Annotated in this window: 14 protein-coding genes; 7 read left to right on the forward strand and 7 right to left on the reverse strand. The window is 70.0% G+C overall.

Going from position 1 to position 17,014, the window contains the following annotated elements; translation table 11 throughout:
* The 4 genes from HV824_RS23865 to HV824_RS23880 form a co-directional block, all read left to right on the forward strand.
* On the forward strand, positions 1-1,299 hold a 1,299-nt coding region (locus HV824_RS23865), incomplete at its 5' end, for a hypothetical protein (RefSeq protein ID WP_176424297.1).
* A 50-nt stretch (positions 1,300-1,349) separates the two neighbouring features.
* Positions 1,350-2,702 (forward strand): WGR domain-containing protein, encoded by a 1,353-nt coding sequence (locus HV824_RS23870; protein WP_176424298.1) that lies wholly within the window; start codon positions 1,350-1,352, stop codon positions 2,700-2,702.
* A 38-nt stretch (positions 2,703-2,740) separates the two neighbouring features.
* The gene (locus tag HV824_RS23875) at positions 2,741-4,090 is read left to right on the forward strand and encodes a TIGR02996 domain-containing protein (RefSeq protein WP_176424299.1); all 1,350 of its coding nucleotides are present in this window, start codon (positions 2,741-2,743) and stop codon (positions 4,088-4,090) included.
* A 6-nt stretch (positions 4,091-4,096) separates the two neighbouring features.
* Entirely contained in the window at positions 4,097-5,233 is a 1,137-nt protein-coding gene (locus HV824_RS23880; RefSeq protein WP_176424300.1) for an STM4014 family protein, read from the forward strand.
* Here the strand turns inward: HV824_RS23880 and HV824_RS23885 are convergent.
* The 6 genes from HV824_RS23885 to HV824_RS23910 all read right to left on the reverse strand — a co-directional run bounded on the left by HV824_RS23885 (position 5,221) and on the right by HV824_RS23910 (position 12,599).
* Positions 5,221-6,150 carry an STM4011 family radical SAM protein gene (locus tag HV824_RS23885; protein ID WP_176424301.1) on the reverse strand — a complete coding sequence of 310 codons (930 nt, stop codon included), beginning with the start codon at positions 6,148-6,150 and terminating at the stop codon, positions 5,221-5,223. The two genes, HV824_RS23880 and HV824_RS23885, sit on opposite strands and share 13 nt — an antisense overlap.
* Positions 6,147-7,463 carry an STM4012 family radical SAM protein gene (locus tag HV824_RS23890; RefSeq protein WP_176424302.1) on the reverse strand — a complete coding sequence of 439 codons (1,317 nt, stop codon included), beginning with the start codon at positions 7,461-7,463 and terminating at the stop codon, positions 6,147-6,149. The genes HV824_RS23885 and HV824_RS23890 overlap by 4 nt, the downstream gene beginning before the upstream one ends.
* A complete protein-coding gene (locus HV824_RS23895; protein ID WP_176424303.1) occupies positions 7,460-8,269 on the reverse strand; it encodes an STM4013/SEN3800 family hydrolase in 810 nt (269 codons plus the stop codon). Before HV824_RS23895 ends, HV824_RS23890 begins: the two co-directional genes overlap by 4 nt.
* Positions 8,260-8,943 (reverse strand): HAD family hydrolase, encoded by a 684-nt coding sequence (locus tag HV824_RS23900; protein WP_176424304.1) that lies wholly within the window; start codon positions 8,941-8,943, stop codon positions 8,260-8,262. The genes HV824_RS23895 and HV824_RS23900 overlap by 10 nt, the downstream gene beginning before the upstream one ends.
* Positions 8,944-9,107: 164 nt before the next feature.
* The gene (locus HV824_RS23905; protein ID WP_176424305.1) at positions 9,108-10,253 is read right to left on the reverse strand and encodes a hypothetical protein; all 1,146 of its coding nucleotides are present in this window, start codon (positions 10,251-10,253) and stop codon (positions 9,108-9,110) included.
* A 75-nt stretch (positions 10,254-10,328) separates the two neighbouring features.
* Entirely contained in the window at positions 10,329-12,599 is a 2,271-nt protein-coding gene (locus HV824_RS23910; RefSeq protein ID WP_255208293.1) for an AAA family ATPase, read from the reverse strand.
* A gap of 493 nt (positions 12,600-13,092) precedes the next feature.
* Here HV824_RS23910 and HV824_RS23915 point away from each other — a divergent pair, with 493 nt between their 5' ends.
* The 3 genes from HV824_RS23915 (at position 13,093) to HV824_RS23925 (ending at position 15,977) form a co-directional block, all read left to right on the forward strand.
* Entirely contained in the window at positions 13,093-14,397 is a 1,305-nt protein-coding gene (locus HV824_RS23915) for a heparin lyase I family protein (protein WP_176418663.1), read from the forward strand.
* An 87-nt stretch (positions 14,398-14,484) separates the two neighbouring features.
* Positions 14,485-14,802 carry an antibiotic biosynthesis monooxygenase gene (locus tag HV824_RS23920; protein WP_176424307.1) on the forward strand — a complete coding sequence of 106 codons (318 nt, stop codon included), beginning with the start codon at positions 14,485-14,487 and terminating at the stop codon, positions 14,800-14,802.
* Positions 14,796-15,977 carry an iron-containing alcohol dehydrogenase gene (locus HV824_RS23925; RefSeq protein WP_176418665.1) on the forward strand — a complete coding sequence of 394 codons (1,182 nt, stop codon included), beginning with the start codon at positions 14,796-14,798 and terminating at the stop codon, positions 15,975-15,977. Before HV824_RS23920 ends, HV824_RS23925 begins: the two co-directional genes overlap by 7 nt.
* A 97-nt stretch (positions 15,978-16,074) precedes the next feature.
* Here the strand turns inward: HV824_RS23925 and HV824_RS23930 are convergent, their stop codons facing one another.
* Complete coding sequence (locus HV824_RS23930) at positions 16,075-17,004, reverse strand: LysR family transcriptional regulator (protein WP_255208294.1); 930 nt, start codon at positions 17,002-17,004, stop codon at positions 16,075-16,077.
* Between the last annotated feature and the right edge of the window lie 10 nt (positions 17,005-17,014).

Genomic DNA, 17,014 nt, shown 5'->3' on the forward strand with positions numbered 1-17,014 from the left:
GGCCGGCTCGTCGCGGGGCTTCCACTCGCGCCCTCCGCGCCCGTCCCCGACACCCAGCCCCGGCTGCGCACGGCGGTGCGAGCGTATGACGACCACGTGCTGGCACGCCTGGCCGCGGAGCCCCACCTGGAGGCGGTCTCCGCCGCCCTCGCACGGCTGCCTGAGATGCTCCGTCCGCGAGGTATCGCCTTCCTCGTCGCACGTATCCTGACCCGCATGGGCTTCACCGAGGGGAGCCCGGTGAGCCCCGCCTTGGCCCGGCGCGTCCTGGAGCGTCCGCCCGCGGAGCTGCTCCAGGCGGGCTACGCGGCCCTGCGCGAATCAGGAACCCGCATCGCGCTGGACCGGCTCACGGAAGGCTACGAAGCCCTGGCGAGCGCGGCCCGGCGCGCCCATGCGCTGCTCGGCGACGCGGAGTCCTTCACGCTGGAGAACCTGGAGCACCTTCAGGGCAAGGCGCAGCGGCTGGCCCTGGAGCAGGCAGTAGAGGCCGCGGAGGCCCTGTCGCGAACCCTGCCGCCCAAGCTGCGCGCCCGCCCGGTGAGCACCGCACCGCTCCCCATGGCGATGGAGGACGAGGCCGCCTTCCCACAAGGTGGCTTCTCCTCCGTGTCCAACGTGGGCAGCCTGGAGAACCTCGTCACCTCCGAGCTGGTCTACATGGAGGACGAGCCCGACCTCGACCTCTTCGACGTGCGCTACGTGGAGGGCGAGCTCCTCTACTACACGCGCGACGAGAGCATCTCCGTCCGCCGCAGGCGCGTCATCACCTTCGTCCTGCCGCCGAGCCTCGTGGATGCGCGCGTGAAGGACGCGGGGGTCCGCTGGCAGCGCGTGGTGGTGGCGATGGGCCTGCTGCTCTGCCTCGTGCGGCGGCTCTCCCTCTGGCTGGGCAGCGAGGAGCTCCTCTTCCGCGCCGTCTTCTTGCGCGCCCCTGACGGCTCGGCGCCCCTGGAGGCCGAGCGCGGCCTCTGCGAACTGCTGCTGCGCGAATGGCGCGCCCGTGGCACGGCGGAGGTCCTCACCGCCGCCACGCTGGACGAGGTCCTGACGGATGCGGAGACGCGTGCGAAGCGCGCGCGGGTGGACCTGGTGCTCCTCAACGCAAGCAGTCAAGCCGAGGAGGCGTTTCACCCCAGCGCCCCCCGTGTCGAGTGGCAGGTGCTCGACCTCAGCGGCCCCTCCCCGCGCGTGCTGGATTCTCGAAATCCGGAGTCACCGATGAGCGCCGACCTCCACCGCGCGCATTGGGAGGCCTGGACGGGGGTAACGCTTGAGCTTGCGCAAGGGCTTCTCTAGCGTCCGCTTCACAACGCGCCCCACCCGGCGCTACGGACGAAGGACGGGCCATGCCGCGGTACGAGTTCAAGGAAGGCAGCTCCAGCAAGTTCTGGGAAATCAACCTCTCCGGCAACAGCTTCACCGCGCGGTGGGGCCGCATTGGCACCGACGGCCAGGAGAAGACCCAGACCTTCGGCTCTCCCGAAGAGGCCCAGAAGGAGCACGACAAGCTCGTCCGAGAGAAGGAGAAGAAGGGCTACGTCCTGGCGGGCAAGGGCGATGACGACGACTCCGACGGCGGTGGCGGTGAGGAGCCCGCCTCCAACCCGGAGCTGGAGGCCGCCATCCTCAAGGACCCGGCCAACGTGGACGCGTACCTCGTCTACAGCGACTGGCTCCAGGGTCAGGGCGACCCGCGCGGCGAGCTCATCGCCATCCAGCACGCGGCCGCTCAGGCCAGCGGCACGGAGGCCAGCGACCTGAAGCGCAAGGCCACCGCGCACATCAAGAAGTACCAGACGCTGCTGCTCGGCGAGCTGGCGGCCGGAGTGAAGTCGGAGGAGCTGTCCCTTGAGTGGCACCTGGGCTTCATCCGCTCCGCGCGCGTGGGAAAGAAGGATTACGACTCTGAGTTCGACGTCGCCGAGGCACTCGGGACGCTGCTCAAGCATCCCTCCGCGCGCTTCATCCGTGGCCTCACGCTGGGCATGGCGGACTTCGAGGAGAACGACTACAGCACGGCCGTCGAAGCCATCGTCCAGGCGGGCGGCTCGAAGACGATTGAGGAGCTGTTCATCGGCGACTTCGAGTACCCGGACGAGACCGAGATCTCCTGGACGCACCTGCACGACATCTCCGGCCTCCTCAAGCTGCTGCCCGGCCTGCGCAAGCTGCGGCTGCGCGGCGGCGACCTGGCGCTGGGCGACGTGGACCTGCCCGAGCTGCGTGAGTTCACTGTGGAGACGGGCGGATTGCCCCTGGCGGCCATCAAGTCCATCTCCAGCGCGAAGTGGCCGAAGCTGGAGCGCCTGGAGGTGTGGTTCGGCAGTGACAACTACGGCGCGGAGGGCGGAGTGGAGGACATCCAGCCCATCCTCGACGGCAAGGACCTGCCGAACCTCAAGCAGCTGGGTCTGTGCAACTCCGAATTCACTGATGCCCTCGCCCAGGTGCTGCCCACCGCGAAGGTGCTGAAGCAGTTGGAGAAGCTGGACATCTCCATGGGCATCCTGTCGCATGAGGGCGCGCAAGCCCTGGCGGACAACGCGGCGGCCTTCGCCCACCTCAAGCAGTTCGACGTCACGGAGAACACGCTGACGGCAGAGGCGCAATCCCTGCTGTCCAAAGCGCTCCCCAACGCCACCGTGGGCAACCAGCGCGACTACGAAGAGGACTACCGCTACTCCGCGGTGGGCGAGTAGCCCAGAGTCGCCGAGCAGCCACTCCAGGGGGACACACCATGCCGCGCTTCGAATACACGGAAGGCACTTCGAGCAGGTTCTGGGAAATCGAACGGAAGGGCGCCGTCATCACCACCCGTTGGGGCCGCCTCGGCACGGAGGGACAGGTGAAGGCCCAGACGCTCAAGACGCCCTACGCGGCGATGACGGCGTACCAGAAGCAGGTCCTGGAGAAGACGAAGAAGGGCTACACGCGCGTCAAGCCGAAGGACACGGCGCCCGCGCCCAAGACGAACCCGGAGCTGGAGGCCGCCATCCTCCAGGCGCCGGACGCTGACGACGGCTACCTCGTCTACGCCGACTGGCTCCAGGGCCAGGGCGACCCGCGCGGGGAGCTGATTGCCTTGCAGCACGCGCAGCAACAGGTCCAGGGCGCGGAGGCCACCCGCCTCAAGCGCAAGGCTGCGGCGCTATACAAGGAGAACCAGGGAACGCTCCTTGGCGCGGGCCTCATGTCGATGCTCGGCGAGAAGTCCCTGACCCTGGCATGGCACCTGGGCTTCATCCGCGGCGCGCGGGTGGCGGCCTCCGACTTCAACGCGGACCCGGACTTCGACATCGTCGAGGTGCTGACGATGCTGCTCCGTCACCCCTCGGGCAGGTTCCTCCAGGAGCTGACGCTCGGATTGCCGGACCGCGATGATGACCCCGGGTACAACGAAGTCGTCGAGGTCCTGACGAAGTGGGCACCGACGACGCTGAAGACGCTGTTCATCGGTGACTTCGTCTTCCCGGATGAGGCCGAGCTTTCCTGGGTCCCCCTGGGAAACCTCGCCCCCCTGCTCAAGGCCCTGCCCCAGCTCACCTCCCTGCGCCTGCGCGGCGGAGACGCACGCCTGGGGACGCTGGACCTCCCCGAGCTGCGGCGCTTCACCTTGGAGTCGGCCGCACTCCCGCGGACGGCGGTGCAGGCCATCGCCAGCGCGAAGTGGCCGAAGCTGGAGCACCTGGAGGTCTGGTTCGGCGGCGATGAGCACGGCGGCCGGGGACGCGCCAGCGACGTACAGCCCATCCTGGACGCCGCCGGCCTGCCGAGGCTGAAGCACCTGGGGTTGAGCAACGCGGCGTTCTCCGAGGACCTCGCGCCCCTGCTGACGAAGTCGAAGGCGCTGCGGCAGTTGGAGTCGCTGGACTTGTCGAACGGCACGCTGAGGGACTCCGACGCGGCGGTCCTGGCGGCGAGCGCGGCGGCGTTCAAGCACCTCAAGAAGCTGGACGTGTCGCGGAACCTGCTCACGCGCAAGGGCGTGAAGTTGCTGGCCAACCTGTGTCCCGTCGTGGCGACGGGGAGTCAGCGCGATGAGTTCGACGACGAGGAAGGCCTCCGCTACGCGGCGGTGGGCGAGTAGTCCGGCATGAACCGCGCGCCGCCGTTCATCCTCATCGGCAACGCGGAGAACCGGCGCGTCACGCTGTTCCAGGAGGCCCTGTCCCACCAGGGGCTCCCGCCCGCGCACGTCGTGCCCTGGCGCGAGCTGCTGACGACGCCAGGCCTGCTGGCGGACCTCCCGGACTCGGAGGCGTTGGTCCGCATTGATTCCACGGGGGAGAACTGGGACGTGGAGAAGGCCCTGCTCAAGCAGGGCTACGTGGACGCGGTGGGCCACGGCTGCTCCGTCCTGACGCCGGAGCAGGTGGACCGATTGCCCGTGGACCACGGCCGGATTCTCAGCCCACGGCAGCACCACCTGGGCTTCCTGCGCGTCCTGGCGGAGCTGGAGGCCATCTTCGCTACGCACCCACGGTGGCGTGTCCTCCAGAAGCCCTCCGCCATCGCGGACCTCTTCGACAAGCGCATCACCTCCCGCCGCTACGCCGCCCTGGGCGTGCCGGTTCCGGAGCCGTTGGACGGCGTCACGGACGTGGAATCGCTCCGGGAGCGGATGGACGCGGAGGACTGCCGCGAGGTGTACGTGAAGGTGTCGTGCGGCTCCTCCGCGTCATGCCTCGCCATCTACCGGCGGGGGCGCTCTGCGGACGCGTTGACCACCACCATCGAGGTAGCGAAGACGGGTTGGTACAACTCGCTGAAGGTTCGCCGCGTCGAGGCTCCAGCGCAGGTGGATGAACTCCTCACGTATCTGCTGGGCGAAGGCGCACAGGTGGAGCGCTCGATTCCCAAGGCGCGGCTGGGCGGCGACTACTTCGACTGCCGGGTGCTGATGGTCCGGGGCGAGCCGGCCTTCACGGTGGTGCGGCAGAGCATGCGGCCCATCACCAACCTGCACCTGGGCGGCTGGCGGGGCGACTTGGACGACTTCCACGCGGCGGTGCCCGGAAACGAGCTCGCGGACGCCATGGAGACCTGCCGCACGGTGGCGCGCGCGCATGACTGCCTGCACGTGGGCATCGACCTCATGTACGAGGAGCACTTCGCCGGCCACCGGGTGCTGGAGGCCAACGCCTTCGGAGACCTGCTCCCCAACCTCCGCCGTGACGGGCTCACCGTCTACGAGTGGGAGATTCGCGAAGCCCTGCGTCAGCTCCCGTGACGTTCGCCCCTTCCGCTGCCGGGAAGCGCTCCAGATACTCCTTTACCCAGCGCGCCCTTCCACAAGGGAGTCGCCGGGACGCGCTCCAGGATGCCAGAGCCAAACACGCGGTCCAGCTCCAGGTACTCCAGGTGCACGTACCCGATATGACAACCGCAGGTCTGCTTCGCGCACGGCCGGGGCCTCAACGCGGCGTCGAAGTCCGGCGCGTAGATGTTGCCAATCGGCTCGTCGATGAAGTGGCACCGCCGCGCCGTGCCCTCCCCATCCACGGAGATGACGGACTCCCCGCCCCGGCACGCGCGGCCCAGGCTCGGGTGGCGCGTGTTGTTCACCGGGAAGAGCGGGTCCAAGCGCGTGAAGCGCGCCACGTCCTCCGCCGTGTACGGCTCCTCCTGCCCGTCCTTCACCGCGTTGATCCACAGGTAGGTGTCCGCAGGCAGCTCGGCGCGCAGGGCCTCCGCCTCCTCCGTGAAGCGCAGGAAGCCCACCACGCCCACGCTGTGCCGCACGCCCAGCTCCGTCAGCTTCGCGCACTGGGCCACGAAGCGGTGCCGCTTCGTCCACTCCGGATGGTACGTGGCCCAGATGCCCAGCTTGTCCGCGCGCGCCTGGGCCACCCAGTCCAGCTTGCAGGACAGGTTCGTCTGGATGGCCAACCGCTCCACGTGCGGCAGGTGTGACAGGCGCGTCAGCGCCTCCTGGTACCAGGGCCAGATGAGCGCCTCGCCCCATGGCGTGAAGAACACCGACACCGTGTCCTGCGTCCGCGCCTCCACCCACGCGACGAAGCGCTCCAGGTCCGCGCGGTCCTTGGCCAGCTCCTCGTCGGTGTGCTTCCACTTGCCGAAGGGGCAGTACTCGCAGCCGTAGTTGCAGCTCGACAGCGGGCCCCGATAGAGCACGGTGAGCTTCATCGCCAGGCGTACTCCTTCATCATCGCCTGCACCTGGTCGGAGTGCAGCCAGGGACCAATCAGGTCGGAGCGCTCCACGCCCGCCGCGGTGAGCTGCACCACCCCGCCGTTCTTCCGCGCCAGCCCGTGCGATTCCAGCTCCTCCAGCTCCGGGAAATCCTCCAGCGCGTCGGTGCAGAAGCGCTGCCGGTAGACGGCCAGGTCCACGCCGTCCGCCAGCAGGGACAACAGCATGTAGCGCCGCCGCCGCTCCTCGGAGTCCAGGCGGAAGCCGTAGCCCACCTCACCGAAGGACGCCTCGGTCCGCTCGCTATACGACGAGATGATGGAGCGCACCTCGCGAGAGCCCACCGCGTACTCAGACGAGTAATGCACCTGTCCCGTGTACGAGCGCGCCCCGCAGCCCAGCCCCACCATGCCGTCCTCCTGGCAGCGATACACCGGACCGCCCGCGTCCGGCGCATGGCGCGCGCGGAACATCCGCATGGAGACCTGCGTGTAGCCCTCCGACAGGAGGAAGTCGCGGCCCACGCGGTACAACGACAGGCGCAGGTCGTCCCACGCCCGCGCCTTCTTGCCCAGGAAGGTCAGCGGCCGGACGTAGAGCGGGTAGAGATAAATCTCCTCCGGCGAGTAACGGAGCGCCGTGCGCAGCGAGTAGAGGAAGCTCTCCTCCGTCTGCCCCTCCATGCCGTAGATGAGGTCCAGGTTCAGCGTGGGGAAGCCCGTGGAGCGGATGAGGTCCAGCGCGGCCTCCACCTGCGCCGTCTTCTGGGGCCGCTTCACCGCGGCCACCTCCGCCTCGATGAAGCTCTGGATGCCCATGCTCACCCGGTCCGTGCCGCGCGAGCGCAGCACCTGGAGCTTCTGCGCGTCCACCGTCTCCGGCGACACCTCCACGGACACGGGGATGTTCTTCATGTCCGCGCCCATGACGCCCTCGGCCAGGTCGAACACGGTGTTCAACCCCGCCACGTCCAGCAGCGTCGGCGTGCCACCGCCAATGGCGGCCCGGGCGAAGCTCGCCGTCCCCAGCGCCTCCTTCACCCGCTTCGTCTCGCGCACCAGGGCGCCCAGGAACCCGTCCACCACGTCCTGCTTCGGCCCGGCGGCGGTGAAGAGGTTGCAGAAGCCGCAGCGCATCTCACAGAAGGGCACGTGGATGTAGAGGAACAGCGCGTCGCGCCGCTCCTCCGCCCAGACGGACTCCAGCGGGAGCGCGGGGGTGAAGGGCCGGTAGGCCGTCTTGTGTGGGTAGCCGTAGAGGTACGCCACATAGGGCGACCCTTCGAGCATCTGCTCCAGACGCGTCATGGTGCGGTTTCTCGAGGTAGCAGGAATTCAGCGTAGGGCACCGTCCACACCACGGGGTGCGCCAGGCGATGGCCGGTGAAACCGTCCTCGCCGTAGGTGGTGCCATGGTCCGAGCAGACGATGCAGAAGGCGGGCCCCCGGCGCCGCAGGGCCGCGAACAACGGAGGGAGCCGCGAGTCCACGTACTCCAAGGCCGCGGCGTGGGACTCGCGTGAGTCCTGGGTGGCACCAGGCACATAGTGCCGGTTCGGCTGGTGCAGCGCCGACACGTTGATGAAGAGGAAGACGCGCTGCTCACGGGGCAGCGCCTCCAGCCGCTGGACGGCCAGCGCCACCTGGTGCTCGGTGGAGCGCGCGTCCGTCACGCCCAGCTCGGAGCGCCAGTGGCTCTCCGCGAAGAGCCCGGGGAGCACGTTGCCCAGCGGATTGCGCTTGTTGAAGAAGCCCACGCCGCCAATGCAGACGGTGTGGTACCCGCGGCCCGCCAGCCCGGTGACGAGGTCCGGCGCGTCCAGCACACAGGTGGTGGAGGCCGTCGTCTCGCTGCCCTCGAAGCGCATCGAGAACAACCGGGGATGCGGCCCCGGCGTGGCGGGCGTGGGCAGGAAGCCCGCGAAGAAGGCGTGGTGCGCCGCGTACGTGAAGCTCGCGGGGGAGTGCCGCGACTCCCACCGGCCTCCGGGCAGCAGCGCGGAGAGGTTCGGCGTGCGCCCCTGGGCCGCGAGCGCCTCGGCGACGTCGAAGCGCAGCGTGTCCAGGGTGATGAAGAGCAGGTCGTGCGAGCCGACCACGGCGTTCATGTCCATCGCGTGAGCACTCCGGCGATGTCGTCGATGCGCGAAGGGATGCACTCCACCGTGAACATGGGCGGCGGCAGCGCGGAGGGCCACGGCCGGCCGTGGGACACCCAGCAGGTGGCCAGCCCCAGCCGCGCGGCGCCCACGACGTCCCGCTCCGGGTCGTCGCCCACGTGCAGCACCTCTTCCGGAGAACGTCCGACGTGGGCCAGCGCGGCCTCGAAGATGCGGGCATCCGGCTTCGCCGCGCCCACCTCGCCGGAGAGGAAGACCTCCGGCAGCACCTCCGCGAGCCCCGAGCGGGCCAGCTTCGTGCGCTGCACCCGCGCCGAGCCATTCGACACCACCACCACCGGCCGGCAGCGGGCCACGGAGGCCACCCAATCACAGACGCCCGCGTCCGCCTGGACAAGCTGAGGCAGGCGCGTCGCCATGTCCTCCCAGAGCGCGTCTGGCGTGAGGCCCAGGCAGGGGAACGCCGCCGTCACCTGCTGACAGAACGCACTCCGGGACGCTCCGCCACGCCCATCCACCGCGTGCATCCAGGCCACGGCTTCGGCACGCCGAGCCGCGGGGAGCAACGACAGGTAGCGGGAGACGAGCGAGTCCACGTAGCGCGTGAAGGCGCCCGCGCGGTCAATCAGCGTGTCATCCAAGTCAAAGAAGACGGCCCGGGGCCGCATCCGAGCACTCCTTCCCGAGACCGCGAGGATACGCCGCCCCGGCTGCGTCGAACAGCGACAACGCAGTGGGGCGACCACATCCAGGCGGATTCGCCGGGCCCCTGCCCCCGTGCCTGCCCGCTGGAGGCGGGAGACTCGGAGAATCCCGGCGAGGCCGCGGGCGTTCAGGGAGACGGGTGCGCCTCGCGATCATACGCCTCCAGCGCCCGGACGACCTCCTCCTGCGAATCCGTGAGCATGAGGTAGCGCGCGTAGTCGTAGCCCTGCGCGAGCTGATGCAGCAGCGGGTACACGGGCCGGGTGCGCGTCCAGAACTCGGTGCCCAGGAAGATCATGGGGCTGATGACGCCCACCGAGTTGTAGTGATTCTGGCACGCGTCCTGGAACACCTCCTGGATGGTGCCGGCGCTGCCGGGTGAATAGACGATGCCGCCCTTGGCGATGGTCAGCAGACCGTCTTCCCGCACGCTGTTGGCGAAGTACTTCGCGATGTGCGTGGCGAAGGGGTTGGGCGGCTCGTGCCCGTAGTGCCACGTGGGGATGCCCAGGCTGGCGCAGTACGGCAGGTCGTCCTCCCCCAGGGGGAAGGCGCGGCGAACATCGAAGGCGCGCGCGAGCCACTCCCGGTCGGTGTAGCTGGGCGCCCGCGCGAGCATGGCCAGCCCCGCGTCCAGCTCCGCCTCCGTGCGCCGCGCGAACCACGCGCCCACGTGCGTGGCCTCCATGGCCCCCGGGCCTCCGCCGCTGACCATGAAGAAGCCACGGCGTGCCAGCTCGCGCGCCAGGGAGGCCACCGCGCGGTAGTCCGGCTGGCCGCGCTTCATGGAGTGGCCCCCCATGATGGCCACCACCTTGCGCACGCCACCCGACGGGTACAGCAGCGCCTCCATGGCCTCCGTCACCGAGTGGTCGTGGAGCCGCTGCGCCAGCGTCTCCAGCAGCGTGGGAGGATTGCCGCGCCCGTTCGCCGCCCAGTGCGCGTAGATGCGCGCATCTGGCGTGTCCGCGTAGGACTCCGGCCGCGCGGGGTCAAAGCCCGAGTACAGCTCCTCCGGCGAGTACAGCGCGCCACGGTAGGGCTGATAGGGCACGCCGGAGATGGGCGGGAACACCATGGCCCCATGCTCCACGGTGGCCTTCAGCGCGTCCTTCTCCAGCTCACAGCCCAGGAAGACAGCGCCCACGAGCTCGGCGGAGGCCAGCGCCTGGGTGTACCCCCGCAGGTCCAACCCTTGGATGATGACGTTGGCGAACCCGGCGCCCGCCGCGAGGTGCCGTTCGAAGGCCTCGATGCTCTCGATTTCAATCACGCATGAACAATTTCATGCCTCCCGGCCCCGTGGGTAGCGAGGAGTGCGGCGCAGGCCCGCCGCGGCCCCTGACGCTCAGCGCCGCGCCTCCAGCACCCGCAGGCACGCCTCCGCCTGAAGCAGCTCCAGGCGAGCCCCCACGGCGGAGGCATCTCTCGCCGCGAGCTGGAGCTGACGGCCGGCCTCTTCCCATTCGCCCAACTGCAACTGGGCCCGCCCCAGCACGCACCTGAGCAGCGATTGGAGGCGCCGGTCCTCCAGCATGGACGCCAGCTGGAGCCCTCGCAGCGCGTCTTCCTTCGCCAACTCCGGCGCCCCCGCGCGCGTGTGCAGCAGCGCCAGTCCATGGTGCGTGTAGGCCATGCCCCGGCGGTCGCCCGTGCGTGAATCCAGCTCCAGCGACAGTTGGAAGAAGTGCGCCGCGCGCTCCCTGTCTCCCGCGCGCGAATACGCATCGCCCAGGTTCAGCAGCGCGGTGGAGTGCTCCCACGTGTCCCCCGACCGCTCGCTCCAGCGCAGGACCTGGACGTACTCGGACGCCGCCGCCTCCGGGAACCCCAGCCCGAGCTGTATGCTGCCCATGGCCCGGTGGAGCAGCGCCTCCACGCCCGCCCTCGCGGGGCCGTCTTCCTGGGCCGCCCGCAGCAACTGCTCGCGGGCCAGGACGACCCGCGCGCGCGCGTCCTCGAACCGGCCCAGCGCGGACAGCGCCAGCGCGGACAGCGCATCCAGCGACACGGACAGCAGCGGCGCCGCGGACAGACAGTCCCGGCGCCCTTCCCTGTCGAGCCCCAGCACCTCCTCATACCTGCCGAGCGAGAGCACCACCGACGCCCGCTTGAACAGACGCCGGGCCCGGTCTCCCGCGGGAGACGCCAACCCCTCATCATCCAGCTTCCGCGCCGTGTGCCACGCGGCCTCCGCTTCGACGGGCTCACCCGCCAGCCGGTGCGCGTCGCCCATGTATTCCCAGAGCCGCCGCCGCCACTCCCGCGCGGCATCTGGCTTTAGCGCATCCGCCAGACCCAACGCGAAGCGATACACAGCCATGGCGGGCCCCGGCTCCAATGCCGCCAGATGCCAGCCCGCCAGTGACACCAGACAGGGCAGCGCCCGGGAGGACTCCTCCGCTGACAGCCATTGCCGTGTCAACTCCATGCAGGCACGTTGACGCAGCGGCTCCGGCAGGGCCTCATAGGCCTCCGCGGCCCTTCGGTGCGCCGCGGGAAGCTCCGCCTCGGAGAGCTCATCGACACCCGGTGCGGGCTCCACCGCCCACGTGTACCGGCCTCCCGCGACGGAGCGCAGCCAGCCCCCCGTCTCCAGCAGCGCCAGCGGCCCCACCCCACCCGCCAACGCCACCAGCACCGCCCGGGGAAACGACGGGCCCAGCACCGACGCCGCTCGCAGCACGTCCCGTTGTACCGGAGGCAACAAGGCCTGCCGCGCGGCCAGCGCCGCCTCGCCCATGAGTGGCGCCTCCCGCTCCGGTTGCTCCTCATGCAGCGTCACCGCGTGCAGCAGGTGCAGCGGGTGTCCGGCGCTGCCGCGCAGCACCGCCTCCCGGGCCGCGGGCGTCAGGGCTCCCCGGTGCCGCAGCCGCCCCTCCAGCAGCGCCGCGGACTCGGCGGGCCCCAGCCGCCCCACCGTCAGGACCTCCGCCGATAGGGGCGCCGGCGCCGTGCCGCTGGGGCGCTGGAGCGCCAGCAACAGCAGCGGCGTGTGCGACAGCCGCGACACCAGCTCCTCCACCAGCGCATGGCTGAGCGCGTCCCCGTGCTGCCAGTCCTCCAGCACCAGCAGGCGCGGACGGCGGTGGGGCATCAGCGCGTGGCACAGGGAGTCGAACAGGGCGGTGCGCTCGGAGGCGAGGCTCGCCGGAATGCCCTGGCGCTCACGACCCTCCAGGAAGCGCTGGATTCGCTCCGCGTCCGCGCTGGACACGCGGCCCGTCCCGGAGGGCGGGCTGAGCGCCCGCGTGGCGTCCAGCAGCTCCCGGAAGATGCCCGCCGGTGCGCCCGGCAACGCCAGGCCACTGCCTTCCCAGACTTCGAAGCCCTCCGAGGCCAGGCGCTCCACGAAGGCGTCCTTGACGCGCGTCTTGCCCATCCCCGCCTCCCCCATCAACCACACCGCACGTCCCAGCCCGCGCCGCACGTCCTCCGCCAGCCCCACCAGTCGCTTCAGCACCGCGACGCGGCCCACCAGCGGCGGGTGGCACAACCCAGGCGCCCACCGGCGGACCGGCGCGTCCCGGGGTACCCCCGCCGCGCTCCGCGGACACGCCAGTACGCCTCCCAGGAAACGCGCCCCACACGCAACGCACGAGCCCGAAGCCGGGTTCATGGCCACCTCCCTGAAGGATGACGCTGTGTGAGTCGAGCGCCGGTCCTTCGCGTCGCCGGTACGACCCGGGGTGTTGTAGCGCCTGCACGCACCTCGCGCCTCCGGTCGCCAGGGGTGTGGGAGTGTTCGCTCCCCACCGCACACCCTCGACTCGCGTCGCAGTGCGCCCCGGCGCCCACCCAGGCCCGCAGTGCATGGAAAGCCTCACGCCCAGCGCGCCTCCAGCGCCCGCATCGCACAATGACAAACAATTCCAATCAGGCCAGATGAAACAGCAACAAGGTACGCCCCGGGCGACGCCTGGCGAGCAGGCGAGCTCGAAATCGCGTGTTGAATACGAAATACTTTTGGCGGATGCTCGTTGAGAGCACGACACGGCAATCACCCGCCGTGACCTTGGAGAAGCCCACCTAGCAAAGCCAAACACCCTCCGCCCGTCCCCCCACGGCGCGGAGTCACCACCTGTCTGTCCTTTGTTCCCAGAGAGCCCCCCATGAAGAAGACCCTCCTGCTGGTTGGAACGCTGCTCGGTATGAGCGGCACGGGCTGTGGCGCCCCGGAAGATGTCTCCCCCGAATCCGACGCGTCCCCCATTGAATTCGATACCCCCGACAACCAGACGGTCAGCGCCGCGGCGCTGACCACGACGGGCTGCACCCAGCTGACGGCCCGGTCGGTGATTTCCAATGGCCATGATGGAAACGTTCCGGCCAATACCATGGACTCCAATCTGGGCACCCGGTGGAGCCGCCTCGGCAAGGGCTCCTGGATTGACTACGACTTGGGCTCCATCCAAAAGGTCGCCGGTGTCTCCGTCGCGTGGCATCAGGGCAACCTCCGCGCGAATGACTTCTTCGTCTCGGTCTCACCGGACGGCTATACCTATACACAGGTCTATTCGGGAAAGAGCAGCGGCAAGACGGCCGCCGCGGAGACGTACAGCTTCCCCACCATCAACACGCGGCGCGTCCGCGTCACGTTCCAGGGCAACAGCCTGAACGAGTGGGCCAGCATCGCCGAGGCGCGTGCCTGCTCGTCCACGTCGTCGACGGTGCCTCCTACCGAGCCGACCCCCACTCCGGAGCCGAACCCCACGCCGGAGCAACCCCAGCCGGGCAATGGCGCCAGTGTGGTGTGGGTCGGTGACTTCGAGACCAACAGCCGCTCCCAGTGGAGTCACACGCAGATGGTGAGCGCGGACCGGCTGGCGCTGGTGAGCTCGCCCTTGCGGCAGGGCCGCTACGCCCTCAAGGCCACCGTGCGCAAGGGTGACGACCCCATCAACTCCAGCGGCAACCGCAACGAGCTGGTGCGCATGACGCGCGAGCCCGTGAACTCCGAGTACTACTACCGCTTCAGCACCATGTTCGACTCGAGCTTCCCCAGCGCGAAGACGTGGCAGCTCTTCACCCAGTGGCACCACGAGGGCAACTCGGGTTCGCCCCCGGTGGAGTTCTACGTCTACGGCGAGGAGATTCGCCTCAACATCGGCGGCAACCCGGGCACCATCGTCTGGCGCACGCCGCTGGTTCGCGGTCGCTGGCTGGACTTCATCTTCCACGTGAAGTGGTCGCCGGACTCGAAGGTGGGCTTCGTGGAGCTGTACCTGGACGGCAAGGTGGTGCTGCCCAAGCGCTTCATCGCCACGCAGTACAAGGGCCAGCTCAACTACCTGAAGGTCGGCCTGTACCGGAACGACACCATCAGCCCCGTGGGCATCGTCTACCACGACGGGTGGACCATGGCCCGCAAGCTGGAAGACGTCATCAGCCCGACGACGGTCCTCAAGGCCCCGTAGTCACTGACGGGCAGCCAACACCCCTGCCCCCTCCTGGGCCGGAGGCCGCGTCCCCACGCGGCCCCGGCCCGGAGTAGTTTCCAGGGCATGTCCCACAGCCTCCTCGTCGTTCACGTCCAGGTCCACGTCAAGCCGGAGCACGTGGACGCCTTCCACCAGGCCACGCTCGCCAACGCGCGCGAAAGCGTGAAGGAGCCTGGCATTGCGCGCTTCGACGTCATGCAGGACGCCGAGGCGCCCACGCGCTTCGTGCTCGTGGAGGCGTACCGGACGCCGCAGGCCCCCGCAGCGCACAAGGAGACGGCGCACTACCTCACCTGGCGCGACACCGTGGCGCCGATGATGGCGGAGCCCCGCACCAGCCGGAGGTTCGTCAACCGCTTCCCCGACGACGCCGGATGGTGACGGACGTGAGCGCGTCTTCCTCGTTCGAGTTCGCCACCGCCACTCGCGTCCTCTTCGGCCCGGGCCGCCTGGCCGAAGCGCCTGAGGCCATCCGCGGCCTCGGGGGCTCCCGGGTGCTGCTCGTCACTGGCGCCAATCCCACACGCGCACGGCCTCTCCAGGAAGCCTTGGAGCGCCTGGGTTTGGGGGTGACTGTCTTTTCCGTGGACGGCGAGCCCACGGTGGAGCGTGCTCGCGAAGGCACCGCGCGCGTCAAGGAAGCGGGCTGTGACGCGGTGGTGGCCCTGGGCGGAGGCAGCGCGCTGGACGCGGGCAAGGCCATTGCCGTGCTCGCCGCCAATGGGGGCGACCCGCTGGACTACCTGGAAGTCATTGGCCGGGGCCAGCCGCTCACCCGCCCGTCCCTGCCCTTCATGGCCATCCCCACCACGGCTGGCACCGGCTCCGAGGTGACGCGCAACGCGGTGCTCGGCTCGAAGGACGCGAAGGTGAAGGCCAGCCTGCGCAGTCCGCACATGTTGCCGCGCGTGGCGCTGGTGGACCCGAACCTGCTCACGGGGGCGCCGGCCGCCGTGCTGGCGTCCAGTGGCATGGATGCGCTGTCGCAGCTCATCGAGCCCTTCCTCTCCGCGCGCGCCAACCCGCTGACGGACGCGCTGGCACGAGAGGGCCTGCGAAGGTCGGCCCGCTCGCTGCGGCGCGCGGTGCTGGACGGCGCGGATGCGCCCGCGCGCGAGGACCTGGCGCTGGCCAGCCTCTTCGGCGGCCTGTGTCTGGCCAACGCCGGCCTGGGCGCGGTGCACGGCTTCGCCGCGCCCGTGGGCGGCATGTTCGACGCGCCCCACGGGGCGGTGTGCGCGGCGCTGCTGCCCGCGGTGCTGGACGTCAACCTGCGCGCGCTGCGAGCCCGGGCCCCGGAGCATCCGTCCCTGCCCCGGGCGCGGGAGCTGGCGGCGCTGCTGACAGGGCGGGTGGATGCAAGGGCCGAGGACGCCGTGGCGTGGGTGGACGAACTGCGCGCGGCGCTGGGTGTGCCGGGGCTGAGACGGTACGGGGTGACGGAGGCCCAGGTGCCCGCGCTGGTCGCGAAGGCCAAGGGGGCCAGCAGCATGAAGGCCAACCCCCTGGTGCTGACGGACGCGGAGCTGACGGAGATCGCCAGCCGGTCGCTTTAATCCGACGGAAGGAGCCTCGGCAGATGGGGCCGAGCAACTCGCTCGGCCCCCACGCGGTCGGGGGGCGGCGAGGTGTTGGAGAGCGCCTGCGAGAGCGTCAAGGGGTCGCGGGCACCTGCTTGGCGATATCGATGATCGCGGCGCGTACGAAGGCGCACGCGTCGTCGTCATCCAGCGCGGCGGGCCAGAGCAGGTCCATGCCGCCAGCGCGGTGCGCGAACGGGAAGGGCGCGCTGCGAAGGTGCGGACGCTGCCGCAGGAGTTGCGCCGCGAAGACGTCGGGCAAGGTCGCCACCAGTTGGCTGCCGTCGACGATGGCGCCGATCGCGCTGAAGCTCGCGACCGAACAGCGGACGCGTCGCTCGACGCCGTATGTGTCCTCGACCGTGCCGCGGAGGTCGCCGTTGTAGGAGACGATGACGTGCTCCTGCGCGAGGTACGTGCGCTTGCTGGGCCGCGCGCCGAGGCGTACGTGGCGCGGGTCGAACAGGCAAACGAAGTGGCCGCGGATGAGCGGTGTGCGCAGGATGGCCTGCGGCAGCTTGTCGATGACCGTCGCCGCGAGGTCGACGCGACGGGTCGCCAGCGCCTCGACCACCGTGCGGAACTGGACCGGAATGCAGACGAGCCGCATCTTGGGTGCGTCGCGTCCGAGCCGGCGCAGCAGCGGTGGCAGCAGCCACTCGTCTCCGAAGTCGGAGAGCCCCAGGCGGATGGTCCGCTCGCTCGTGCGCGGGTCGAAGCGCGCCGGTGCGAGCGAGGCCTGGAGCATCGCCTCGAGCAGCGGACGGACCTCGGTCACGAGGCGTGCTGCCCGGCTCGTCAAGATCACGCCGCGGCCGTGGCGCACGAGCACCGGCGTGTCCAGCGACTCGCTGAGCCGGGCGAGCGCCGCGCTCACCGCTGACTGCGTGAGGTAGAGCCGCGCGGCCGCCTTCGTGACCGATCCCGTGTCAGCGACGGCGACGAGCACTCGCAGCAGGTTGAGGTCGAGATTCCTGGCACGAACAGCGTTCATGATTGCCATGCATCCTATT

Source organism: Myxococcus sp. AM009 (genome assembly GCF_013372605.1).
Lineage (GTDB): Bacteria > Myxococcota > Myxococcia > Myxococcales > Myxococcaceae > Myxococcus > Myxococcus vastator.